At 64.8% G+C, this 23,130-nt stretch carries 24 protein-coding genes, 5 tRNA genes and 1 riboswitch; of the genes, 25 read left to right on the top strand and 4 right to left on the bottom strand.

Annotated elements, in window-relative coordinates; translation table 11 throughout:
• Positions 1-5: 5 nt before the first annotated feature.
• The 8 genes from acpS to CEJ42_RS02815 all read left to right on the top strand — a co-directional run bounded on the left by acpS (position 6) and on the right by CEJ42_RS02815 (position 4,590).
• Positions 6-398 (top strand): holo-ACP synthase, encoded by a 393-nt coding sequence (gene acpS / locus CEJ42_RS02850; RefSeq protein WP_079215334.1) that lies wholly within the window; start codon positions 6-8, stop codon positions 396-398.
• Complete coding sequence (nagZ, locus tag CEJ42_RS02845) at positions 395-1,423, top strand: beta-N-acetylhexosaminidase (RefSeq protein ID WP_088749958.1); 1,029 nt, start codon at positions 395-397, stop codon at positions 1,421-1,423. The genes acpS and nagZ overlap by 4 nt, the downstream gene beginning before the upstream one ends.
• A 28-nt stretch (positions 1,424-1,451) precedes the next feature.
• Complete coding sequence (gene uvrC / locus CEJ42_RS02840) at positions 1,452-3,326, top strand: excinuclease ABC subunit UvrC (protein ID WP_088749957.1); 1,875 nt, start codon at positions 1,452-1,454, stop codon at positions 3,324-3,326.
• Between the two features lie 109 nt (positions 3,327-3,435).
• Positions 3,436-4,017: a CDP-diacylglycerol--glycerol-3-phosphate 3-phosphatidyltransferase gene (gene pgsA, locus CEJ42_RS02835; protein WP_079215331.1), complete on the top strand. Its 582-nt coding sequence runs from the start codon at positions 3,436-3,438 to the stop codon at positions 4,015-4,017.
• Positions 4,018-4,068: 51 nt separating this feature from the next.
• Positions 4,069-4,144 (top strand) — tRNA-Gly (locus tag CEJ42_RS02830).
• 153 nt (positions 4,145-4,297) lie between these two features.
• Positions 4,298-4,371, top strand: a tRNA-Cys gene (locus CEJ42_RS02825).
• A 13-nt stretch (positions 4,372-4,384) separates the two neighbouring features.
• Positions 4,385-4,460, top strand: a tRNA-Gly gene (locus tag CEJ42_RS02820).
• Positions 4,461-4,514: 54 nt separating this feature from the next.
• Positions 4,515-4,590, top strand: a tRNA-Gly gene (locus CEJ42_RS02815).
• Positions 4,591-4,625: 35 nt separating this feature from the next.
• Here CEJ42_RS02815 and CEJ42_RS24400 read toward each other — a convergent pair.
• Positions 4,626-4,892: a hypothetical protein gene (locus CEJ42_RS24400; RefSeq protein ID WP_129587664.1), complete on the bottom strand. Its 267-nt coding sequence runs from the start codon at positions 4,890-4,892 to the stop codon at positions 4,626-4,628.
• 93 nt (positions 4,893-4,985) lie between these two features.
• Between CEJ42_RS24400 and CEJ42_RS02810 the strand changes: the two genes are divergently transcribed.
• The 4 genes from CEJ42_RS02810 to CEJ42_RS02795 all read left to right on the top strand — a co-directional run bounded on the left by CEJ42_RS02810 (position 4,986) and on the right by CEJ42_RS02795 (position 8,612).
• On the top strand, positions 4,986-5,948 hold the full coding sequence (locus CEJ42_RS02810; protein WP_088749956.1) for a chemotaxis protein: 963 nt from the start codon (positions 4,986-4,988) through the stop codon (positions 5,946-5,948).
• Between the two features lie 176 nt (positions 5,949-6,124).
• Positions 6,125-7,159, top strand: a complete 1,035-nt coding sequence (cobT, locus tag CEJ42_RS02805) for a nicotinate-nucleotide--dimethylbenzimidazole phosphoribosyltransferase (protein WP_088749955.1) — start codon at positions 6,125-6,127, stop codon at positions 7,157-7,159.
• On the top strand, positions 7,152-7,997 hold the full coding sequence (locus CEJ42_RS02800; protein ID WP_088749954.1) for an adenosylcobinamide-GDP ribazoletransferase: 846 nt from the start codon (positions 7,152-7,154) through the stop codon (positions 7,995-7,997). Before cobT ends, CEJ42_RS02800 begins: the two co-directional genes overlap by 8 nt.
• Before the next feature lie 3 nt (positions 7,998-8,000).
• Positions 8,001-8,612 (top strand): histidine phosphatase family protein, encoded by a 612-nt coding sequence (locus CEJ42_RS02795; protein ID WP_088749953.1) that lies wholly within the window; start codon positions 8,001-8,003, stop codon positions 8,610-8,612.
• Between the two features lie 47 nt (positions 8,613-8,659).
• Here the strand turns inward: CEJ42_RS02795 and CEJ42_RS02790 are convergent, their stop codons facing one another.
• Both CEJ42_RS02790 and CEJ42_RS02785 read right to left on the bottom strand, forming a co-directional pair.
• Positions 8,660-9,313, bottom strand: coding sequence for a response regulator (locus CEJ42_RS02790; protein WP_088749952.1), 654 nt, complete (start codon positions 9,311-9,313; stop codon positions 8,660-8,662).
• Positions 9,306-10,691 (bottom strand): cache domain-containing protein, encoded by a 1,386-nt coding sequence (locus tag CEJ42_RS02785; RefSeq protein WP_088749951.1) that lies wholly within the window; start codon positions 10,689-10,691, stop codon positions 9,306-9,308. Before CEJ42_RS02785 ends, CEJ42_RS02790 begins: the two co-directional genes overlap by 8 nt.
• A gap of 297 nt (positions 10,692-10,988) precedes the next feature.
• Here CEJ42_RS02785 and CEJ42_RS02780 point away from each other — a divergent pair, with 297 nt between their 5' ends.
• The 10 genes from CEJ42_RS02780 to CEJ42_RS02735 all read left to right on the top strand — a co-directional run bounded on the left by CEJ42_RS02780 (position 10,989) and on the right by CEJ42_RS02735 (position 20,464).
• Positions 10,989-13,058, top strand: coding sequence for a carbon starvation CstA family protein (locus CEJ42_RS02780; RefSeq protein ID WP_079215324.1), 2,070 nt, complete (start codon positions 10,989-10,991; stop codon positions 13,056-13,058).
• A 14-nt stretch (positions 13,059-13,072) separates the two neighbouring features.
• Entirely contained in the window at positions 13,073-13,288 is a 216-nt protein-coding gene (locus CEJ42_RS02775) for a YbdD/YjiX family protein (RefSeq protein WP_088749950.1), read from the top strand.
• Between the two features lie 211 nt (positions 13,289-13,499).
• Positions 13,500-13,883, top strand: coding sequence for a response regulator (locus CEJ42_RS02770; protein ID WP_079215322.1), 384 nt, complete (start codon positions 13,500-13,502; stop codon positions 13,881-13,883).
• Complete coding sequence (locus CEJ42_RS02765) at positions 13,880-14,503, top strand: chemotaxis protein CheC (RefSeq protein WP_079215321.1); 624 nt, start codon at positions 13,880-13,882, stop codon at positions 14,501-14,503. Before CEJ42_RS02770 ends, CEJ42_RS02765 begins: the two co-directional genes overlap by 4 nt.
• Positions 14,500-15,462 (top strand): sensor domain-containing diguanylate cyclase, encoded by a 963-nt coding sequence (locus tag CEJ42_RS02760; protein WP_079215320.1) that lies wholly within the window; start codon positions 14,500-14,502, stop codon positions 15,460-15,462. Before CEJ42_RS02765 ends, CEJ42_RS02760 begins: the two co-directional genes overlap by 4 nt.
• A 305-nt stretch (positions 15,463-15,767) precedes the next feature.
• On the top strand, positions 15,768-16,190 hold the full coding sequence (locus CEJ42_RS02755; protein ID WP_088749949.1) for a hypothetical protein: 423 nt from the start codon (positions 15,768-15,770) through the stop codon (positions 16,188-16,190).
• Positions 16,191-16,337: 147 nt separating this feature from the next.
• Entirely contained in the window at positions 16,338-17,216 is an 879-nt protein-coding gene (htpX, locus tag CEJ42_RS02750) for a protease HtpX (RefSeq protein ID WP_088749948.1), read from the top strand.
• Positions 17,217-17,387: 171 nt separating this feature from the next.
• Positions 17,388-19,064 carry a YbaL family putative K(+) efflux transporter gene (gene ybaL / locus CEJ42_RS02745; RefSeq protein ID WP_088749947.1) on the top strand — a complete coding sequence of 559 codons (1,677 nt, stop codon included), beginning with the start codon at positions 17,388-17,390 and terminating at the stop codon, positions 19,062-19,064.
• 113 nt (positions 19,065-19,177) lie between these two features.
• Positions 19,178-19,348: riboswitch (FMN riboswitch) on the top strand.
• An 89-nt stretch (positions 19,349-19,437) separates the two neighbouring features.
• Positions 19,438-19,956 (top strand): 6,7-dimethyl-8-ribityllumazine synthase, encoded by a 519-nt coding sequence (locus CEJ42_RS02740; RefSeq protein ID WP_088749946.1) that lies wholly within the window; start codon positions 19,438-19,440, stop codon positions 19,954-19,956.
• A gap of 202 nt (positions 19,957-20,158) precedes the next feature.
• Positions 20,159-20,464 (top strand): hypothetical protein, encoded by a 306-nt coding sequence (locus CEJ42_RS02735; RefSeq protein WP_175354539.1) that lies wholly within the window; start codon positions 20,159-20,161, stop codon positions 20,462-20,464.
• Positions 20,465-20,540: 76 nt separating this feature from the next.
• Here the strand turns inward: CEJ42_RS02735 and CEJ42_RS02730 are convergent, their stop codons facing one another.
• Positions 20,541-21,095, bottom strand: a complete 555-nt coding sequence (locus CEJ42_RS02730; RefSeq protein WP_079215314.1) for a DUF2242 domain-containing protein — start codon at positions 21,093-21,095, stop codon at positions 20,541-20,543.
• Between the two features lie 312 nt (positions 21,096-21,407).
• Between CEJ42_RS02730 and CEJ42_RS02725 the strand changes: the two genes are divergently transcribed.
• The 3 genes from CEJ42_RS02725 (at position 21,408) to CEJ42_RS02715 (ending at position 23,124) form a co-directional block, all read left to right on the top strand.
• The gene (locus CEJ42_RS02725) at positions 21,408-22,457 is read left to right on the top strand and encodes an NAD(P)H-dependent flavin oxidoreductase (protein WP_088750210.1); all 1,050 of its coding nucleotides are present in this window, start codon (positions 21,408-21,410) and stop codon (positions 22,455-22,457) included.
• Positions 22,458-22,667: 210 nt separating this feature from the next.
• Positions 22,668-22,889, top strand: coding sequence for a hypothetical protein (locus tag CEJ42_RS02720; RefSeq protein ID WP_079215313.1), 222 nt, complete (start codon positions 22,668-22,670; stop codon positions 22,887-22,889).
• 142 nt (positions 22,890-23,031) lie between these two features.
• Positions 23,032-23,124: transfer RNA gene (locus CEJ42_RS02715), tRNA-Leu, on the top strand.
• Positions 23,125-23,130: the final 6 nt, after the last annotated feature.

The raw sequence follows: 23,130 nt of genomic DNA, 5'->3' as shown, positions 1-23,130 counted from the left end.
CCCGCATGATCTACGGCATCGGCACCGACATCCTCAAGATCCCGCGCGTGGAAGCCGCGCTGGGCCGCCATGGCGATCGCTTCGCCGGCAAGATCCTCGGCCCCGAGGAAATGCAGAAATACCTGCGCCGCAAGGCCAAGGTGGAGGCGCGCGGCGTGCGCTTCCTGGCCACCCGCTTTGCCGCCAAGGAAGCCTTCTCCAAGGCCATCGGCATGGGCATGCGCATGCCCATGACCTGGCGCGCCATGCAGGTCCTGAACGACCCCAGCGGCAAGCCGGTGGTGGTGTGCAGCGGCAGCCTGAAACAATGGATGGAACAGCAGGGCCTGACAGCCCAGGTAACCATCACCGACGAGGCGGAATACGCCGTCGCATTTGTCATCGTGGAGAAGACATGAACCAAGCCGTGAGGCCCCTGGGCCCGGTCATGCTGGACGTGGTCGGCACGCGCCTGGATGCGGCGGACATCGCCCGCATCCAGCACCCGCTGACCGGCGGCGTCATCCTGTTCGCACGCAACTACGAGAACCGCGCCCAGCTGGTCGAGCTGACCGCGGGCATTCGCCGCGCCCGTCCGGGTGTGCTGATCGCGGTCGACCATGAAGGCGGCCGCGTACAGCGTTTCCGCACCGACGGCTTCACGCGCCTGCCGGCCATGGGCAAGCTGGGGCAGCTGTGGGACCAGGATGTGCTGCAGGCCACCAAGCTGGCCACGGCCACCGGTTTCGTGCTGGCCGCCGAGCTGCGCGCCTGCGGCGTGGACCTGTCGTTTACGCCGGTGCTGGATCTCGACTACGGCGAATCGACCGTGATCGGCGAGCGCTCCTTCCACCGCGATCCGCGCGTGGTGACGATGCTGGCCAAGAGCCTGAACCACGGCCTGGCGCTGGCCGGCATGGCCAACTGCGGCAAGCATTTCCCCGGCCATGGTTTCGTCGCCGCCGATTCGCATGTCGCCATTCCGGTGGACGAGCGCGAACTCGACGCCATCCTCGGCGAGGACGCCATGCCCTACGACTGGCTGGGCATGAGCCTGGCCGCCGTGATGCCGGCGCACGTGATCTATCCCAAGGTTGATCAAAAGCCGGCCGGCTTCTCGAAGAAGTGGCTGGACATGCTGCGCGATCGCTTCGCCTTCCAGGGCGTGATCTTCAGCGACGACCTCAGCATGCACGGCGCCAGCGTCGCCGGCGGCGCGCTCGACGCGGCGCAGGCCGCGCTGGACGCCGGCTGCGACGTGGCCCTGATCTGCAATTCGCCGGACAAGGCCGACCAGATCCTGGCCGGCTTGCAGGGCGGCATCGACGCCGCATCGGCCGCACGCCGCGCCGCGCTGGTGCCGGCGGCGCCGGCCCTGGACTGGGACGCGCTGCAGGCCGACGAGCGTTACCTGGCGGCGCGCGCGCTGGTGCTGTCGCTGTAAAGCCTGCTTCGATTTTCCAGCCGCCGCCATGTCCGAGCCTACCGAACATCCTGCCACCCAGCTGCCCGATCCGCGCGACATGGTGTTGCAGACCGTCGCCCGGCTGCCGCACCTGCCGGGCGTCTATCGCTATTTCGACGCGGAAGACAACGTGCTCTACGTCGGCAAGGCGCGCGACCTGAAGAAACGCGTCTCCAGCTATTTCCAGAAGACCCTGACCAGTCCGCGCATCGCCATGATGGTGGAGCGCATCGCACGGCTCGAGACCACCGTCACGCGCAGCGAGGCCGAGGCGCTGCTGCTGGAAAACAACCTGATCAAGACGCTGCGTCCGCGCTTCAACATCCTGTTTCGCGACGACAAGTCCTATCCCTACCTGAAGATCACCGGCCACGCCTTTCCGCGCATGGCCTACTACCGCGGCGCGGTCGACAAGCGCAACCAGTACTTCGGCCCGTTCCCCAATGCCGGCGCGGTGAAGGAGTCGATCCAGATTCTGCAGAAGGTGTTCCAGCTGCGCACCTGCGAAGACACCGTCTTCGCCAACCGCACGCGACCCTGCCTGCTGCACCAGATCCACCGCTGCAGCGGGCCCTGCGTGAAGCTGGTCGGCACCGAGGACTACGCCATCGATGTCGAGAACGCCTCGAAATTCCTGCGCGGGCGCCAGACCGAAGTGATGGAGGCGCTGGAGCAGAAGATGCACGCCTTTGCGGCCGACCTCAAGTTCGAGCAGGCGGCGGCGGTGCGCGACCAGATCGGCTCGCTCTCGTCGGTGCTGCACCAGCAGAGCATGGAGACGGTCAGCGACGCCGACATCGACATCATCGCCGTGGTGGTGCAGGGCGGACGCGCCTGCGTGAACCTGGCCATGGTGCGCGGCGGACGCCACCTGGGCGATCGCGCGTACTTCCCCACGCATGTGGACGATGCGCTGGACACCGCCGAAGACAGCATCGAGATCGAGGTGCTGAAGGCCTTCCTGGCGCAGCATTACATCGACAAATTCATTCCGGGTTCGCTGATCGTGAGCATCGAGTTCGACGATCCTGCGCTGATGATGGCCCTGATGGAGCAGTGCGGCCACCGCATCGCGCTGACCTTCCAGCCGCAGGGGCAGCGCCGCCAATGGCTGGAGATGGCGGCCAAGGGCGCCGAGCTGTCGCTGGCGCGCCTGCTCTCGGAGCAGGGGTCGCAGCAGGCGCGCACGCGCGCGCTGGCCGAGGTGCTGGAGCTGGAGTCGGACGATCTCGAGAACCTGCGCGCCGAATGCTTCGACATCAGCCATACCCAGGGTGAGGCGACGCAGGCCTCGTGCGTGGTGTTCCATCATCACGCGATGCAGAACGGCGAGTACCGCCGCTACAACATCAACGACATCACGCCGGGCGACGACTACGCCGCCATGCGCCAGGTGCTCACGCGCCGCTACGAGAAGGTCGCCAACGGCGAGGGCGTGATGCCGGACATCGTGCTCATCGACGGCGGCAAGGGGCAAGTCGAGATGGCGCGCCAGGTGCTCACCGAGCTGGGGCTGGACATCAGCCTGATCGTCGGCGTGGCCAAGGGGGAAGGGCGCAAGGTCGGCCTGGAGACGCTGATATTTGCCGACGGCCGGGCGCCGCGCGAACTGGGCAAGGAGTCGGCGGCGCTGATGCTGATCGCGCAGATCCGCGACGAGGCGCACCGCTTCGCCATCACCGGCATGCGCGCCAAGCGCGCCAAGGCGCGCCAGACTTCCCGCCTGGAAGAGATCGAGGGCATCGGCGCCAAGCGCCGGCAGCGGCTGCTGGCGCGCTTCGGCGGCCTGCGCGGCGTGGCCGACGCCAGCGTGGACGAGCTGGCGTCGGTGGACGGCATCTCGCGTACGCTGGCCGAGGAAATCTACCGCCAGCTGCATTAAAAGCTGCGCCGCGCTTGTGCCGGCGCGGTGCAGGCGAGCCGCGCGGGGGCGACTCTGCTACTATTCGTTAAATTTTTTTTGTGTACGCCGCTTCAACCCAACAAGACGTATGCCTTTCAACATCCCCATTCTGCTGACCTGGCTGCGGGTAGCATTGATCCCGCTGGTGGTCGGCGTGTTCTATCTGCCTGAGATCGGCCTGAACCGTTTCGAGCAGGGCATTGCCTCCACCATCGTGTTCATCGTCGCGGCCGCCACCGACTGGTTCGACGGTTTCCTGGCGCGCCGCTGGAACCAGACCTCGGCCTTCGGCGCCTTCCTCGATCCGGTGGCGGACAAGCTGATGGTCACCGGCGCCTTGCTGGTGCTGGTGCACCTGGGCCGGGTGCACCCGGTGATCGCCTTCATCATCATCGGTCGCGAGATCGCCATTTCGGCGCTGCGCGAATGGATGGCGCAGATCGGCGCTTCCAAGTCGGTGGCGGTGAGTTCGCTGGGCAAGATCAAGACCACCGCGCAGATGATCGCCATCCCCATGCTGCTGTACTACGACACGCTGCTGGGCTTCGTCGATACGCGGCTGTGGGGCGCGATCCTGTTGTTCATCGCCGCGGTGCTGACGGTGTGGTCGATGCTGTATTACCTGCGCCGCGCGATGCCGCTGATAAAAAACGTGCAGGAAAAATCATAAATGATGTTGACAATTTCCAACGGCACACTATAATAGCGTTCTGTTGTCGAAGCGGGAGTAGCTCAGTTGGTAGAGCGATACCTTGCCAAGGTATAGGTCGAGAGTTCGAGACTCTTCTCCCGCTCCAGGTTACTTGGAAAAAAGGAAGCCTAACAAAGCTTCCTTTTTTTATTGTACGAGGCGCGCACACGTCGACGCGATGTGGTCGCAACCCAGGTTGGATCAATCGAAAAAGATGTTTGCAAACAACACGCGTTTTAGGTAGTATGCGTGTCCCCAAGGCGGGGTAGCAAAGTGGTTATGCAGCGGCCTGCAAAGCCGTCTACGCCGGTTCGATCCCGACCCCCGCCTCCAAAACACACTCCATGCGGGAGTAGCTCAGTTGGTAGAGCGATACCTTGCCAAGGTATAGGTCGAGAGTTCGAGACTCTTCTCCCGCTCCAGTTTCAAGGAGGAAGCGCAGCTTCTTCCGGCAGTTGCAGTAAGTAAGGTCCCATGCGGGAGTAGCTCAGTTGGTAGAGCGATACCTTGCCAAGGTATAGGTCGAGAGTTCGAGACTCTTCTCCCGCTCCAAATTGAAAAAGAGGAAGCCTGATGGCTTCCTCTTTTCATTTCTGCTTTCTGCGTGCATTTTTCGCATTCATTTTCCGCCGCCTTCCAATCTCGCCGTCAGGATACTTTTTGTTTCGGACAATATCCGAAGCAGGCATGCCGCGCGCGCTGAAATGGATATCGACGAGTTTCGTTTTTCCGGCCCGCCATTGCTGACAAACCGACAGGAAGCGCCTTGTGGCGCGCGGTTGTCGGCAGGGAATGTCACGCCGCACAGCAGCAATCATTGAGCGCAAACAACGAAAACCGACAATTTCCGCCATTAGTGAATTGTCTGATTGCCATTGCCCGCTTTCCCATCTAAATTGCTTGGAGCAGGCGTTCGCCTGTCCAATCCATTTGATTCGGGGGAAACAATGGACAGCTTCCAGAAAGAGATTGATGAAAGAACCAATCTCACGGCATCAAACAAGTTCGAGCTTCTGCTGTTCCGCCTGGGGTCGGATCCGCACGGGGAGCGCTCCGAGCTGTTCGGCATCAACGTCTTCAAGATCCGCGAAATCGTCCCGATGCCGCCGGTCACCAAGGCCGCCGGCATGCAGTCGCCGATGCTGGGCATGGTCAATATCCGCGGCCAGATCATCTCGGTGATCGACTTGCCGGCGGTGGTGGGCTGCGTGCCCAAGACCGGCCTGAACATCCTGCTGGTGACCGAATACGCGCGCAGCACGCAGGCGTTCGCGGTCGAGTCGGTGGACGAGATCGTGCGGCTGGAGTGGAAGCAGGTGCTGTCGGCCGAGACCAAGGCCGGCGGGCGCTTCGTCACCAGTATCGCGCGCCTTGACGCCGAGCAAGATGGCTGCCGCCTGGCGCAGGTGTTGGACGTAGAGCAGATCCTGCACGAGATCATGCCGACCAACCGCGAGGAAAACGTCGCCGGCATGGCCAAGGTCGCCGGCCGCATGAGGCCGGGCACCATCGCTATCGCCGCGGACGATTCCAAGGTCGCGCGCTCGCTGATCGAGCAGGGCCTGCGCGCCATGGATATTCCCTTCGAGATGCACAACACCGGCCTGCATGCCTGGGAAAAGATCCAGCGCATCGCGCGCGAGGCGCGCAGCGAAGGCGTGCCGATCACCGACAAGATCGCCTTCGTGCTGACCGACCTGGAGATGCCGGAGATGGACGGCTTCACGCTGACTCGCAACATCAAGGGCGATGATTTCCTGAAGAGGATTCCGGTCATCGTTCACTCGTCGCTCTCGGGCGAGGCCAACGAGGACCATGTGCGCAGCGTCGGCGGCGACGCCTACGTGGCCAAGTTCGAGGCCAACGAGCTGTCGGCCTCCATACTCGGCGTGCTGGGCGCGCCGGCCTGATGGCCGCTTCTACGCGATAAAACGCCGGACCTTGCGTCCGGCGTTTTTCATTTGCGCGCTGCCGGATCCGGCGCGCCAGGCGACGTCGGCCGCCGCGCCACGGCCCCGGCGGCGCGCGCTATCTCTTATACTGTCGCTCTTTCGAGCCTTGCCGCGCGCGGCATTCCAGACCTTCCATGCACATCCCCGCCATTCCCTTCATCCACGACGCCGGCCTGGCCGCGGCGCTGGAGCGCCGCATCAACGACAAGACCAAGCCGCAGGGCAGCCTCGGCGTGCTGGAGCGCCTGGCGCGCCAGATCGGCCTGATCCAGCGCAGCGAGCATCCGGCCGTGGCGCGACCGGCCATCGTCGTCTGCGCGGGCGACCACGGCGTGACGGCGGAAGGCGTTTCCGCCTATCCGCAAAGCGTGACCTGGCAGATGGTCGAGAATTTCCTGGCGGGCGGCGCCGCCATCAATGTGTTCGCGCAGCAGAACGGCTGCGCCTTGCACATCGTCGACACCGGCGTGAACCACGATTTCGGCGCGCGCGCGGGCCTGGTCGATTGCAAGGTCGCGCCGGGCACGCGCAACTTCTGCGAGCAGCCCGCCATGACGCAAGAGCAGTGCGAACGCGCGCTGCAGTCCGGCATGCAGTTCGCCGCAAGCCTGGATTGCGATGTGCTGGGCTTCGGCGAAATGGGCATCGGCAACACCACGGCGGCGGCGGCGATCATGGCCGCCATCACCGGCGCGCCGGCCCGCGATTGCGTCGGCGCCGGAACCGGCCTGGACGAGGCGGGCATCGCACGCAAGCGCGAAGTCGTGGAGCGCGCCTTGCAGCGGCATGCCAACGCGCGCGAGCCGCTGGCCGTGCTGGCCGCGTTCGGCGGCTTTGAGATCGCCTTCATCGCCGGCGCCATGCTGGGCGGCGCGCAACTGCGCAAGGTGCTGCTGGTGGACGGCTTCATCGTCACCTCGGCGTTGCTGGTGGCGGCGGCCCTGCAGCCGGCCTTGCTCGACTATTGCGTGTTCTCGCATTGTTCGGACGAGGCCGGTCACCGGCGCATGCTGGATCATCTCAAGGCGCGCCCGCTGATGCAGCTGGACCTGCGCCTGGGCGAGGGCACCGGCAGCGCGCTGGCCTTGCCCTTGCTGCGCTCGGCAACCGCTTTCCTGGAGCGCATGGCGACCTTCTCGTCGGCCAGCGTCAGCGGGAAAAATGACTGAGCCGTCGTCCGACCGCGCGGCTCCGGCCCCGGCCCCGGCCGCGGACAGCCGCGGCGCGCTGCATCAGCTGCGCCTGTTCTTCATCGCGCTGCAGTTCTTCACGCGCCTGCCGGTGCCGCGCTGGGTCGGTTTTCAGCCTGAATGGCTGCAGCGCTCGACCCGATATTTTCCATTGACGGGATGGATCGTCGCATGGGCCGCGGCCCTGGTCTATGTGCTGGCCGCGCAGTTCTGGCCCCATGCGGTGGCGCTGCTGCTGTCGACGGCGGCCGGCATCTGGCTCACCGGCGCCTTTCACGAAGACGGTTTTGCCGACGTATGCGACGGCCTGGGCGGCGGCGCAACGCGCGAGCGCGCGCTGGAGATCATGCGCGACTCGCGCGTGGGCGCCTATGGCGCCATCGGCATCGCGCTGCTGCTGGCGGCCAAGATGATCGCGCTCAACGCCATGCTGCCGTTCCAGCTGCTGGCCGCGCTGGGGATTGCCCATCCGCTGTCGCGCTGGCTGGCGACCTGCCTGATCTGGCGCCTGGACTACGTGCGCGAAGAAGGCAAGGCCAAGCCGCTGGCGCAGCACATGGGCCATGGCGAGTTCCTGCTGGCGAGCTGCTTCGGGCTGGCGCCGATCGTCGGCGTCATCTGCCTGGGCATGATGTCCTGGCAGCGCGTCGTCGCCGGCGTCGTGCTGGCCGCGCTCGCCGCCGCCTGGCTGGCGCGGCGCTTCGTGCGTCGCCTGGGCGGCTATACCGGGGATTGCCTGGGGGCGGTACAGCAACTGAGCGAGCTCGCCTTCTACCTGGGCGCGCTGGCGACCATGCCGGCATTCCTGGCGGCTTGATCCATGCAGCTACACCTGATCCGTCATCCGCGCCCGGTGCTTGACCAGCGCTACTGCTATGGCAGCAGCGATATCGAGCTTGCCGACGGGGAACTGGCCTTATGCGTGAACCGCCTGCGCGCGCAACTGCCGCGCGGCCTGCGCATCCGCTCCAGTCCGTTGCGTCGCTGCGCCGGGCTGGCGCTGGCCCTGGCGCGGGAACTGGACTGCACCGACATCGCGATGGATCGGCGCCTGCAGGAGATGGATTTCGGCCGCTGGGAGCAGCGGGCCTGGGACGATATTCCATGGGCGGAGGTCGAGGCCTGGAACCGCGACCTGCTGCAGCACGCGCCCGGAGGCGGAGAAAGCCTGCTCGCCGTGGCCCGGCGGGTATGGGCGGCGTTCGACGAGTTGCGTCGCGGCGAGGGTGACGCCATCGTCGTCTGCCATGGCGGTTCGATCCGCATGCTGCGTGCCTGCGCGGCGTGGCAGGCAGGGCAGGCCGCGCGGGCGACGCTTGATGCGGCGGCGGTCGACATAATCGCCTCCAACGCCGTCGCCGACCGGCAAGCGCCAGGTTTTGGCGAGCTGACGACGCTGGAGATTGCCGCGTTGCCGGCGCAAAGGGCCTGACCAAGGCCCGGGACGCGGGACTTCGGCCGCGTCGCGCCTCTTTCCTTTCAGTTTTTTCCTTCCAGTCGCAGCGACTCCACCGCGAACTTGATCAGCTCGGCCTGGCCGTCGATGTTCAACTTGCGCTTGATGTTCAGGCGATGCGTTTCCACCGTGCGCACGCTCAGGTCCAGATCGCGCGCGATCTGCTTGTTCGATTCGCCGTTGGCGATGTGCTTGAGCACCTCGCGCTCGCGCAGCGTCAGCAGGTCGCGCTCCGGCAGCGGCTGCGTGAGCTGGCGCGCCAGCGCGGCGCTGTAGTAGATGCCGCCCGACCTCACCGTTTCGATCGCCTGCACGATGTCCTGGCTGGGCGCGTCCTTGAGCACGTAGCCGCGCGCGCCGGCCTGGATCGACTGCATCACGTACTCGCCCTTGTCATGCATGCTCAGGATCAGCACCGCGATTTCCGGATGGCGGGCGTGGAACAGCGCCGTCAGTTCGATGCCGTTGGTGCCGCGCATGTTGATGTCCATCAGCGCCAGGTCGATGTCCTGGGCCGCGGCCGCCTTGAGGGCCTCTTCGGCGTTGCCGGCCTCGGCCGCCACCTGCAGGCCGGGCACGGTTTCCAGTCGCGCGCGCAGGCCGTCGCGCACCAGCGGATGGTCGTCGATCAGCATCACGCGGGTGACGGCCGGCGCAGCGGGAGTGTGTTCAGGCATGGGGATGGGGGAAAAGTGAATGGCGGGGGATGAGCGCGCTGATGTGCGTGCCGGCTGACGAGGAATCCAGCGCCAGCTCGCCGCCCACGGCTTCCATGCGCTCGCGCATGTTGCGCAGGCCGATGCCGTGGCGGGCGTGGTCGTCGACCTGGCCGACGTCGAAGCCGCAGCCGTTGTCGCGGACTTGCAGCATCACGAAGTTGCGGCCGCCGTGCAGGCGCACCACGATTTCGCTGGCGCCGGCGTGGCGCGCGATATTGGTCAGCGCCTCCTGCGCCACGCGGAACAGCACGGTGTTGGCGACGTCGGGCAGGGCGCCGGCATCGCCTTCGGTCTCGAAGGCGATGGTCGCGGTGGTGGCGGCCGCTTCGCGCCATTCGCCGCACAGGTGCTCCAGCGCCGCCGCCAGCCCGAGATCGTCCAGGATGGCCGGGCGCAGGTCGTGCGAGATACGGCGCACTTCGGCCAGCACGCCGTTGATCTGGCCGGCGGTCTTCTCGAAGGTGGCGCGGGCGGTGGCCGCCTGTTCGGGCGTGCCGCCCAGGCGTATCAGGGCGGCCTCGATCTGCAGCTTGATCGACACCAGCCACTGGCTGATGCCGTCATGCAGGTCGCGCGAGAGGCGGGCGCGTTCCTCTTCCTGCGAGCGCACCACGCGTTGCGCCAGCTGGCGCAGCTTGGCATCGGCCACGCGATGCTCGCTCAGGTTGAGCAGCAGGCCCGACAAGGCCACCGCGAAGGCGCACAGCACCGCGATGCCGGCGATCAACAGCATGGTCTGGTGCACGTGGCCGGAAATCTGCCGGTCGATCTGCGCCAGCGCGGCATCGACGTCGTCGAGATAGATGCCGGTGCCGATGATCCAGCCCCACTGCGGCAGGCCCACCACATAGCCCAGCTTGGGCGCGACCGTCTTGCTGGAAGGCTTGCGCCACAGATAGCGCTCGTAGCCGCCGCCCTGGTTGGCGCGTTCGATCAGGTGCTGGATGGTGAGGCTGCCGGAGGCGTCGCGCCAGTTCCACATCTCGGTGCCCACCAGTTCCGGCTGGCGCGGGTGCATCACGTTGCGCCCGCTCTGGTCGTAGACGAAGAAGTAACCGTCGTCGCCGAACTCGAGGTCGGCCAGGATCTGGCGGGCTTCGTTCTTGATCGCTTCGTCGCTGCGGCCGGTGTTGTAGAGATGGGCCAGGGCGTGCGTGGCCAGGTCGACATAGTGCTTCAGTTCGGCGTTCTTGCTGGCCAGGTAGGCGGCCTCGATGGTGGCGCGTTGCTGGCGCCCCAGTTCCACCGCCTGATGACGCACGACCAGGGCGATGGCGGCAAAGGCCAGGCACAGGGGGACGATGGCGAGGAAGATGATTTTCTGGCGCAGCTTCATCCCGCGATTCTACCGAATGGCCTTTCATCTCCGACGAAAGCCGGGCGGATTTGCAACGCAATTTTCTTGCCGCTCCGGCGGCCGCCGGGTCGCCTCAGTAATTCTACGTAGACGATCTGCGTAGTGCTGCGCTTGTGGGGCAGGGGGCCGTTGCCGAATACTGGCGGCCGTTTCTCGAACTAATACGAGAACATCGCGAGCACCCCGAGGAGCCGTGCCGGACAAAGGCTCTCGCCGCGCCAACAACAAAAACATTTCCCATAATCAAACCAAGGATCCCCGCAAGGGAGGAGAACAATGAACCGGATAGTTTCCAGGCTGGGCTGGCTCGCGCTGGCCCTGGCGGGCGCCAGCGCGTGCGCCTACGTCGCGTTGCAGCGCGGCGAATCGATCAACGCGGTATGGCTGGTGGTCGCCTCGGTATGCGTCTACCTGATCGCCTACCGCTTCTATAGCAAGTTCATCGCCGAGCGCGTGCTGGGCCTGGACGGCAAACGCATGACGCCGGCTTACAAGTACAACGACGGCCTGGATTACGTGCCGACCAACAAGTACGTGCTGTTCGGCCACCATTTCGCCGCCATCGCCGGCGCCGGTCCGCTGGTGGGACCGGTGCTGGCCGCGCAGATGGGCTATCTGCCGGGCATGCTGTGGATCCTGGCCGGCGTGGTGTTCGCCGGCGCGGTGCAGGATTTCATGGTGCTGTTCATCTCCAGCCGCCGCGACGGCCGTTCGCTGGGCGACCTGATCAAGTCCGAGCTGGGCCAGGTGCCGGGCGTGATCGCGCTGTTCGGCGCCTTCATGATCATGGTGATCATCCTGGCGGTGCTGGCGCTGATCGTGGTCAAGGCGCTGGCCGAGTCGCCGTGGGGCACCTTCACCGTGGCCGCCACCATCCCCATCGCGCTGTTCATGGGCGTGTACTCGCGCTACATTCGCCCGGGCCGCATCGGCGAGGTGTCGTGGATCGGCTTCGTGCTGCTGATGCTGGCCATCGTCGGCGGCCAGTACGTGCAGGAGCATCCGGCGTTGGGCCATATGTTCACCTTCGACGGCAAGCAGCTGACCTGGATGCTGATCGGCTACGGCTTCGTCGCTTCGGTGCTGCCGGTATGGCTGCTGCTGGCGCCGCGCGATTACCTGTCGACCTTCCTCAAGATCGGCACCATCGTCGCGCTGGCGCTGGGCATCGTGTTCATCGCGCCGCACCTGAAGATGCACGCGGTCACGCGCTTCATCGACGGCAGCGGCCCGGTGTGGTCGGGTTCGCTGTTCCCGTTCCTGTTCATCACCATCGCCTGCGGCGCCGTCTCGGGCTTCCATGCGCTGATCTCGTCGGGCACCACGCCCAAGCTGCTGGAGAATGAAAAGCACGCGCGCTTCATCGGCTACGGCGCGATGCTGATGGAGTCCTTCGTCGCCATCATGGCGCTGATCGCGGCCTCCTGCATCGAACCCGGCATCTACTTCGCGATGAACAGCCCGGCCGCGCTGATCGGCACCACGCCCGAGAACGTGGCGCAGGTGATCTCGCAATGGGGCTTCCACATCACGCCCGAGATGCTGACCCACACCGCCCAGGCGGTGGGCGAGCACACCATCATCTCGCGCGCCGGCGGCGCGCCGACCCTGGCCGTGGGCATGGCCCAGATCCTCTCGGGCGTGACCGGCGAGGCGATGATGGCCTTCTGGTACCACTTCGCCATTCTGTTCGAGGCGCTGTTCATCCTGACCGCCGTGGATGCGGGCACGCGCGCCGGCCGTTTCATGCTGCAAGACCTGCTGGGCGCCTTCATTCCGCCGATGAAGCGCACCGACTCCTGGGCCGCCAGCCTGATCGCTACCGGCCTGTGCGTGACCGGCTGGGGCTACTTCCTGTACCAGGGCGTGGTCGACCCGCTGGGCGGCATCAACACGCTGTGGCCGCTGTTCGGCATCTCCAACCAGATGCTGGCCGGCATCGCGCTGGTCCTGGCGACCTGCGTGCTGTTCAAGATGAAGCGCGACCGCTACGCCTGGGTCACGGTGATGCCGACGCTGTGGCTGCTGGCCTGCACGCTGACGGCGGGCTGGCAGAAGGTGTTCGACGCCAATCCGCGCGTGGGCTTCCTGGCGCACGCCGCCAAATACCAGGCGGCGCTGGACGAAGGCAAGCTGCTGGCGCCGGCCAAGTCGGTCGAGCAGATGCGCCAGGTGATCTTCAACGACTACGTCGACGCCGGCCTGGCCATGATGTTCATGCTGGTGATGGTGAGCGTGCTGGTGTTCGGCATCCGCACCGTGCTCAAGGCCCGCACCGAGGGCAAGCCCAGCGTGAAGGAAGCGCCTTACGAAACCCTGCCGGCGGCGACGCTGGCGCAACAGTGAAACGGAGCGTGGCCATGAGCAGACCCGGCGCCCTGGCGCAACTGCTGGCCTGGCGGCGCCAGGTCGGCCGCACGCTGAACCTGATGGTCGGCATGCCTGAATACGACACCTACGTGGCGCACATGCAGCGCAGCCATCCCGAGCGCTGCGTGATGAGCTACGAGGAGTTCTTCAAGGAGCGGCAGGAGGCGCGCTACGGCGGCAAGGGCAGGGTGGGGCGCTGCTGCTGAACCGAGTGCGTGAAAAAAGAGACCGGACCGGTCTCTTTTTTTTCGCCCGCGCGGCGCCGCCGGGGCGATGCCGCAAGGCAAGCCGTATCAGGAATTCCCCCATACGGGTGTTAGCGTTTTTTAACTACTATTTGACTTAAGTGTCACAAAAGGTCTTATCAACAATAGTAAAATGTGGAAAATATGACAACACATCCAAAGGTGTTTCGTGATGGCAACTGATGTTTCCACCAAGACGGTGTTGATCGTCGACGACAGCAAAGTGTCCCGCATGGTGATCAAGGCGCACATCCTGGCCGCCCATCCGGGCTGGTCGGTGGCCGAAGCCGGCAATGGCGAAGAAGCCATCAGGCTGGTCGGACAGTCGCAGCCCGACTTCTGCACCATGGACATCAACATGCCCGGCATGCTGGGCACCGATGCCGCCGCCGCCATCCTGCAGTCCTATCCGCAGATCCGCATCGCCATCTTCTCGGCCAATATCCAGGAGGCCGTGCAATCGCGCGCGCAGCAGCTGGGGGCCATCTTCGTCGCCAAGCCGGTGACGGAGAAGTCGATCGGCCAGGCGCTGCAACATTTCCTGGGGGCGGCGTGACCATCCTCACCGACATCGAAACCGATGCGCTGACCGAGATCTTCAACGTCGGCGCCGGACGCGCCGCGCTGAGCCTGTCGGAGATCGTCGGCGACGAGGTGCGCCTGTCGGTGCCGTCGGTGGAGGTACTGCGCACGCGCGAAATCGACGAGCGCGTGCTGGCCTTGTCCAATGCGCGCTTCGCCACCGTCAGCCAGATCTTCGATGGCCCGTTCGACGCCGAGGCGGTGCTGCTCTTCACCGAGGAGCATGCGCTGGAGATCGTGCGCGACATGATGGGCTCGCAAATGAGCCTGGCCGAGCTGGCCGAGTTCGAGCAGGAAGCCATGTGCGAACTGGGCAACATCATCCTCAATGCCTGTCTTTCGGCCATGGCCGACATGCTGGGCATTACGCTCAACAGTTCGCTGCCGAACTACGCCGTGTCTTCGCCGGCGGAGATTTCCACGCGACTGGCCAGCAGCGAGAGCGACGACACCTATGTGCTGGTGCTGCACATCGATCTGGTGATCGAGAAGCACCATACCGAGGGCCACCTGATCTTCCTGCTGAGCTCCACTTCGCTCAACAAGCTGGTGACCCATATCCAGCGTTATCTCAGCAACATCAATTTGTCATGAGCAGCATGGTTGCCGGCCGATTCTCCGCTGAAGACGTGTACAACAACCTCAATCTCGGATTGATCATGTTGGACAAGGACTTCAACATCCTGCTCTGGAACGAGTGGATGGTCCGGCACAGTCACGTCCCGGCCGAGAGCGCCCTCAATTCGAACTTCATCGCCCTGTTCAACCAGCAGCTGGCGCCGGGCTTCCTGCGCGCGCTCAGCAACACCATCAGCTACGGCCTGCCGGCGATGCTCTCGAGCGCCTTGCACCGCTCGCCGTTGCCGCTGTATCACGTCTACGTGCCCAATGACGGCGAGGCGCCGGCGCGCATGGTGCAGTCGGTGGTGATGACGCCGATCCCGGCGCCGGACGGCAGCCGTTCGTGCCTGATCCAGATCAGCGACTCCAGCAATTCGGTCAAGCGCGAGAAGATCCTGCTGTCGCACTCCGAGGCGCTCAAGCGCCAGGTGGTGACCGACGGCCTGACCGGCGTGAACAACCGCCGCTTCTTCGACGAGAACTTCACGCTGGCGCTGCAGCAGTCCATGCGCAACGACAGCCCGCTGTCGCTGTTCATGATCGACATCGATTTCTTCAAGCAGTACAACGACCACTACGGCCACGTCGCCGGCGACCGCGTGCTCAAGCGCGTGGCCGAAACGCTCAAGGGGCAGCTGAAGTCGCCTACCGACGTCTTCGCCCGCTACGGCGGCGAGGAGTTCATCCTGCTGGTGGGCGGCATGGACAAGCGGGAGGCGAAGACTTTCGCCGAGCAGTTGCGCGAGAGCGTGCACGCGCTGGAGGAACCGCATGACAAGTCGCTGGTCAATCGTTGCATGACCATCAGCGTGGGGGTCTGCACCCGTAGTCCGCAGGAGGAGGCCGACGGCCGCAACCTGCTGGCAACCGCCGATGCCGCGCTGTACCGCGCCAAGCTGGGCGGACGCAACAAGGTGGTCGCCACCGATTGAGGTCCGGCTTATCCACCGTGGGACGGCTTGTCCAATTCTCGGGCAATTTATAGGAAACCCTTGTCCATCAAGGCTGTCCCATGTTCGGCAATGGCTTATCAACAAGCTTGTCCACAGCTTTTGTGGGTAACTTTCCTGTTTCGCCAGCAGCCCGCGTGGGGCGGGCGCGGCCTGTGCCGGCGCGGTCTTGCCCAGTGCTGGCAAGGTGTTGCGTATATAATGCCGGGCTGCGTGCGGTGTTGATTCGCTGCAAGATATTTCCTTCCTGATAACAACCTAACAATCTAACAACCGACGACGACGCGATGCGACGACTGCTGCTCCTGCTGTTGGCCTTCCTGCTCCCGCTGCAATTGCTGGCGGCGACGGTTGGCGACCTGCAGCCGCGAAGCGGGCAGGAGCAGGTTGTCCAGGTGACAACGGAAGGGCATCTTTGCCAGCTTGCGCAAAAGACCTCGCCGGCTGTCGCCGTGGTCGTCCAGGCATCGCTGGAGACCGGCGCATCGGCCGGTGACGACCTCTCGCTGTTGCCGGATTCCGGCGCCGGCCAGAACGGCGACGACGATGCCGACCCGTCGGCCGCGCAAGCCGAACTTGAAGACCACACCATCCCGGTGCGCATCGCCACGCCGGACATTCCTTGGCAACCGTTTCCCCACGCCTTTTCGGCGCCGCTGAACTGGCCGTCTTTCGTGCGCGACCAGCTGCGTCCGCCGCCGTTAGCCTGATCCTGCCTTCCATGCGCTGAGCGCATCCGGCGATCGTGCGGGATGCGTTGCAGGCGCATGTCCTTGCCTGTTCCTTCGTTTCTTTGTTCTATCGCGCGCCGCACCGGCAGAGGTGCCGCGGCGCATCTTCATTCACCAGGAAAAATCATGAAACGCATCATTCTGTTCCTCGTCACCAACCTGGCCGTGATGCTGGTGCTCAGCTTCACCGCCAGCCTGCTTGGCGTCAACCGCTACCTCACCGCCAACGGGCTCAACTTCGGCATGTTGCTGGTGTTCTGCGGCCTGATGGGTTTTGGCGGCTCCTTCATCTCGCTGTTTTTGTCCAAGACCATCGCCAAGTGGTCGACCGGCGCGCGCGTGATCGTGCAGCCGCAGAACTCGACCGAACTGTGGCTGATGAATACCGTGCAAAGCCTGGCCACCCGCGCCCAGTTGCCGATGCCGGAAGTGGCCGTGTATGACGGTCCGCCCAACGCGTTCGCCACCGGCGCCAGCAAGAGCAATTCGCTGGTGGCGGTGTCGACCGGCCTGCTGCAGGGCATGACCAAGGACGAGGTCGAGGCGGTGCTGGCGCACGAAGTGGCGCACATCGCCAACGGCGACATGGTCACGCTCACGCTGATCCAGGGCGTGGTGAACACCTTCGTGATGTTCTTCGCGCGTATCGTCGGTTACTTCGTGGACTCCTTCCTGCGTCGCAACAACGAAGAGAACTCCGGTCCCGGCATCGGCTACATGGTGACCGTGTTCGTTTGCGAGATCGTGTTCGGCATCCTGGCCAGCGTTATCGTCATGTACTTCTCGCGCCAGCGCGAGTACCGCGCCGACGCCGGCGCCGCCTCGCTGATGGGTTCCAACGCGCCGATGATCAATGCGCTGCGCCGCCTGGGCGGCATGCAGTCCGATGGCCTGCCGCAGAACCTGCAGGCTTCCGGCATCTCGGGCCGCGAGTCGTGGCTGGGCCTGTTCTCCAGCCACCCGCCGCTGGAGTCGCGCATCGCCGCGCTGCAGTCGCGCCGCTGAGGCGGTAGCGTTCGCCCGTTCTCCCGCACTATGCCCGGCGCCGCGCCAAGCGCCGGGCACAGTGCGGAATACATCGCGCCGGCGGCCGTGTTAGGCTTGCGGTCGTCGCCGGTGCAGTCTCTTTTGCAGTCATTTCCACATAATCATCCACCTCGAAAGGACCACTGACTGATGCCCCATCACACCCCACTCATTGCAACCATTGTCGGCGGCCTGGTGCTGGCTTTCATCTTCGGCACCCTGGCCAACCGTTTCAAGATGCCGCCGCTGATCGGCTACCTGGTCGCCGGCATCGCCATCGGCCCGTTTACACCCGGCTTCGTCGGCGATGCCGACCTGGCGCAGGAGCTGGCCGAGATCGGCGTGATCCTGCTGATGTTCGGGGTGGGTTTGCATTTCTCGCTGAAGGACCTGCTGTCGGTCAAGAACATCGCCATTCCCGGCGCGGTGGCGCAGATCGCCATCGCGACCCTGCTCGGCATGGGCCTGGGCTGGGCGCTCGGTTGGCCGATGGGCGAGGGCTTCCTGTTCGGCCTGGCCTTGTCGGTGGCCAGTACCGTAGTGCTGCTGACCGCCTTGCAGGAACGTCGGCTGGTGGAAACCAAGCGCGGACGCATCGCGGTGGGCTGGCTGATCGTCGAAGACATTGCGATGGTGCTGGCGCTGGTGCTGATCCCGGCGTTGTCGGGCGTCCTGGGCGGCAAGGGCGAGGCCATGAGCGGCAACGCCTTGCTGCTGACGCTGGGCATCACGCTGGGCAAGGTGGTGGCGTTCGTGGCGGTGATGCTGGTGGTGGGTCGCCGCGTGATCCCGTGGATCCTGGAGCGCATTGCCGATACCGGCTCGCGCGAGTTGTTCCGCCTGGCGGTGCTGGCGATCGCGCTGGGTTTTGCGCTGGGTTCGGCGTATGTGTTCGGCGTGTCGTTTGCGCTGGGGGCCTTCTTCGCCGGCATGATCCTGTCGGAGTCCGAACTGAGCCATCGCGCCGCCGAAGAGTCGCTGCCGCTGCGCGACGCGTTCGCGGTGCTGTTCTTCGTCTCGGTTGGCATGCTGTTCGACCCGTCGGTGCTGGTGCGCGAGCCGCTGCTGGTGCTGGCGACGGTGCTCATCATCGTGGTCGGCAAGTCGCTGGCGGCGCTGCTGATCGTGCGCGCCTTCGGACACCCGATGTCGACCGCGCTGACGATCTCGGCCAGCCTGGCGCAGATCGGCGAGTTCTCCTTCATCCTGGCTACGCTGGGCATTTCGCTTGACCTGCTCTCGCCGGTGGCGCGCGACCTGATCCTGGGCGGCGCCATCCTGTCGATCCTGATCAATCCCTTGCTGTTCTCGCTGCTGGATCGCCTGAAGCCGCGCATCGAGGGCAAGGAGGGGACCGGCGTGCCGGCCGAGGCCGAGCAGCAGGCGGTCGATCTGCAGGGCCATGTGGTGCTGGTGGGCTACGGCCGGGTGGGACGCGGCATCGGCGAGCAGCTGCGCGCGCAGGGCAGGCCTTTCGTCGTGATCGAGGCGCAGCTGGAGAACGTCGAGGCCTTGCGCGCCGAGGGCGTGCCGGTCTTGTACGGCAACGCCGCCCAGACCGATCTTCTGAAGGCGGCCGCAATCGGACGCGCGCGCTGGCTGCTGGTGGCGATTCCCGAGGCATTCGAGGCGGGCCAGCTGATCGAGCACGCATTGGCCGCCAATCCTGGCTTGCAGGTGGTGGCGCGCGCGCACTCCGACGCCGAGATCGAGCATCTGGAAAAGCATGGCGCGCAGCAGGTGATCATGGGCGAGCGCGAGATTGCGCGCGGCATGCTCGGCGTGATCGGTGTGGTCGGTGTGGTCGGTGTGGTCGGGCCGGCCTGAGCTTGCCGCGGTCGCCGGGGCGTTGGCCGATTGCCTTGCGCCCTGCAGCATTTTTTCAGCCATGTTACAGTCCCGCCTGCCGTAGCGAAGGACGCCAAGTCCGACGCACGGCAACAAGTTCTCGGGGCGGGGTGCAACTCCCCACCGGCGGTAATCGTGCGGCGCCACCCGGCGTCATCGCGTAGCCCGCGAGCGCCCGGCCATCGATGTTTCGGCGGCCGGGGTCAGCAGACCTGGTGAGATCCCGGGGCCGACGGTCATAGTCCGGATGAAAGAGAACGGGATGTCCGACACCGCGCAAGGCTTTGCCATTGCGCGAGCGGCCGTGCATTCCCACGCCCTGTTTAATTCATCGAACAGGAGTCCTGAACACATGTCTCAATCGCATCTTTCCGCAGTCAATCCCGCTCATCACGGCAAGCGCATCGCCTTCGTCCAGGCCAGCTGGCACAAGGAGATCGTCGACCAGTGCCGTATCGCCTTCACGGAAGAAATGGCCAAGCTGGGCTGGCCGGCCGGCAGTATCGATTTCTTCGAGCTGCCCGGCGCCTATGAAATCCCGCTGCACGCCAAGGTGCTGGCCAGCACCGGCAAGTACGCCGGCATCGTCGCCAGTGGCCTGGTGGTCGACGGCGGCATCTATCGCCACGATTTCGTCGCGCAGGCGGTGATCTCGGGGCTGATGCAGGTCCAGCTGGAGACCGAGGTGCCGGTATTCTCGGCCGTGCTGACCCCGCATCATTTCCATTCGCATGGCGAGCACCAGTCCTTCTTCCATGAGCATTTCCTGGTCAAGGGCCGGGAGGCCGCGCACGCGTGCGCCACGACGGTGGCCAAGCTGGCGCAGGTGAGGGCGGATGCCGCCGCGCAACCTGCGTTGAACGCGGCCTGATGCCCGGCCATCGCGGATTGTCGTCGACATAATCGGCAGAGGGCGGCGCAATGCCGCCCTCGCGTCGGCGCAGCATTGATCCAGGTAAATTTTCTTGATGCTTGTGAAGCATTTGCTTACAAACATTACGCCTTTGCTCTAGATGCACATCGAGTGCGGGCCTATATTCACGATACGTATTCCAGAACAACGAGGAGCTATCGTGAAAAAGTCGATCCCCATCATTGCCGGCATGTTTGCCGTCGTCGCCGGCCTGCTTGCCGCCCCGGCCATGGCCGGGCATGTCTCGGTCGGCGTCAACATCGGCGTGCCCGGCGCTTACATGGCTCCGGCGCCGGTGTATGTCCAGCCCGCCCCGGTCTATGCGCCGCCGCCTCCGGTGTACGTGCGCCCGGCGCCGGTCTATTACGTCAACCCGGCGCCGGTGTATGTCGAGCGCGACTACTATCGCGGCCATCGCCATTGGCACCGTCCGCCTCCGCCGCCGCATCATTACTGGCGTCGTTGAGCGGCAATTCCTTTCGATAAGCCATGAAAAAAGGCGGTCAGATGACCGCCTTTTTGTTTGCCCGCGCCGTTTGTTTTTATTTCCTGTCGTCGCTGTCGTCGACGTCCACCAGCAGGTAACGCTCGGCCGCGCCGAAGAAGCGGTCATAGAAATCCGAAGAACGGATGGTCTCGCTGGAAACGCGCACCATGGAGTCGTCGCTGGCGCCGAAGGGCATCGACACCGAACCGAGCACGCTCACGCCCAGGCTGGCCGAGCTGTTGCTTTTCTTGAGCGCGTAACCGTCCTGGGTCGCGCTGACGAACATGGTCGCGCTCTTGCCGTTGCCGTTCGATGCGCATACGACGTGGAAGGCGATTTCCATGTGCTTGTCGCTGGCCGGCTGGAAGCTCTTGGTGCCGTCCAGCGAATTTTCGGTGGTCTTGTTGATGATGTAGCCCTGGCCCAGCAGGGCGCGGCGTGCCGATTCGCAGACCGCTTTTTCGGTGCCGGGGAAGCTGCGCGAGAAGGCGCTGGTGTCGCTGAATTCTTCCTGGTGGTAGAAGGCGGTCTTGCCGGTGGTGCAGGCTGCCAGGCCCAGCGAGAGCGCGGCAATGAGCGGCAATGAAATAGAAAAACGCGGGCGGTACATGCGAGACATGCGACGGATCTCCGGCGACAGGATTCTGGTGGCCCTGAATTGTAAGGGATTCGCCGCAGGCCGGGTTCGCCGAGTTGGTAAATATCGGTAACGGGTGCGTAACCGGTGATAACCGTGCGGATACATGGCGCATATGCCCGCATCTCGCCGCTGGACGATCGCCTGCGCGCGGCCGGCGCCTGTCGGCGGCGGCAAGGCCTGCTATCCTAGCGGCCATTACGCATACCGGTGCGCAGCCAGGCGGGCAAATGATCGAGCCCGGCGCTGACCGGCGCGGACTTCAGGACGAGCGGCATGAACAACATGACTTCACTGCAGACACTCTTCGGTATCGACTATCCCCTGATCCAGGCGCCGCTGGCCGGCGTGCAGCTGCATGAGCTGGCGGCGGCGGTCTCCAACTTCGGCGCGCTGGGTTCTTTGCCCTGCGCCATGCTGGCGCCCGCGGCGCTGAAGGAAGAGTTGCTCAAACTGCGGGCCGCGACCGCCAAGCCCTACAACGTCAACTTCTTCGCCCACACCAATCCCGAGCCGGACGCAGAGCGCGAGGCGGCGTGGCGCGAGGCGCTTTCACCGTACTACGAAGAGTTCGGCATCGATCCGTCGTCGATTGCGGCGGGGCCGGGCCGGCAGCCGTTCAGCGCGGCGGTGGCCGATCTGCTGGATGAGTTCAGGCCCAAGGTGGTCAGCTTCCACTTCGGCCTGCCCGCGCCCGAGCTGATGCAGCGCGTGCGCGGCTGGGGTTCGCGCATCATCGCCTCGGCCACCACGGTGGCGGAGGCGCAATGGCTGGCCGAGCGCGGCGTGGACGCCATCATCGCGCAGGGTGCGGAAGCCGGCGGCCATCGCGGCATCTTCCTCTCCGATGACCTCACCACGCAGATCGGCACCTTCAGCCTGGTGCCGCAGATCGCGCGCGCGGTCAAGGTGCCGGTGATCGCCGCCGGCGGCATCGTGGATGCCAACGGCGTGGCGGCGGCGATGGCGCTGGGGGCGGCCGGGGTGCAGGTCGGCACCGCTTACATGCTGTGCCCGGAGGCGACCACCAGCGCGCTGCACCGCGCGGCGCTCAAGAGCGAACGCGCGCGGCATACCGTGCTGACCAACCTGCTGACCGGGCGTCCTGCGCGCGGCATCATCAATCGCGTCATGCATGATCTCGGGCCGATCAACGCGGTGGCGCCCGAGTTTCCGCTGGCCACCGGCGGCATCGCGCCGTTGCGCGCCAAGGCCGAAGCGCAAGGGCGCGATGATTTCACGACCATGTGGGCGGGGCAGAATCCCGACGGCTGCAAGGAGATCCCTGCCGCCGAGCTCACGCGTGACCTGGTGGCGGGGTTTGCGACGCGCTGAATGGACGGATGACGACGTCGATGCATTGATTACCATTCGGCGGGAATTTTTTAGGCAATTGTCAGGAGCGTCGTTGCAAGCGTAAAAATGCTTGCGAAATCATCGCCTTGTAAGCAACATTTAATGATTTGGTGGTATCGTCTTTCATCAGGACTATCGTGAATCCGCAGGAGCACGTGGATTCGGACAACTGCCTTGTTAAAGATAGCAATGGATAAAACTCAGAAAGCGGAATTGGAGCGGATCCAGAAGGAACTGGTCGACGCACACAACAAGGCGGCCTGGCAAATGGCGGCCACCATCATCAAGGCCTCGCTCGTCAAGAACGGCATGGACCAGCCGCCCACCGCTGCCGAGCTGGCCGACCTCAACGCCACCATCACCAATCTGCGCAGCGTGGCTGAAGACGCGCTGGAATTGCTCAAGCGCTGATTCTTCCTGGTCAGGACAACGCGGCGCGTGCATCGGTACGCGCCGTTTTTATTTGCAGGCCGAAAAAAAACAATCCCTGGAACTGCATAAAGTCGCTGTTATAATGCGAACCTTTTTCGGCGGCCGACCGCCGTTTCCACACGCCTGAGTGGTGAAATTGGTAGACACAGCGGACTTAAAATCCGCCGCTTACCCGCGAGGGGGCGTACCGGTTCGATTCCGGTCTCAGGCACCATCATCA

It is taken from the genome of Herbaspirillum robiniae, from assembly GCF_002213415.1.
In the GTDB taxonomy this organism is placed as follows: domain Bacteria; phylum Pseudomonadota; class Gammaproteobacteria; order Burkholderiales; family Burkholderiaceae_D; genus Herbaspirillum; species Herbaspirillum robiniae.
The sequence above is the reverse complement of the archived record's forward strand: the minus strand, read 5'-3'. Positions and strand labels throughout refer to the sequence as shown.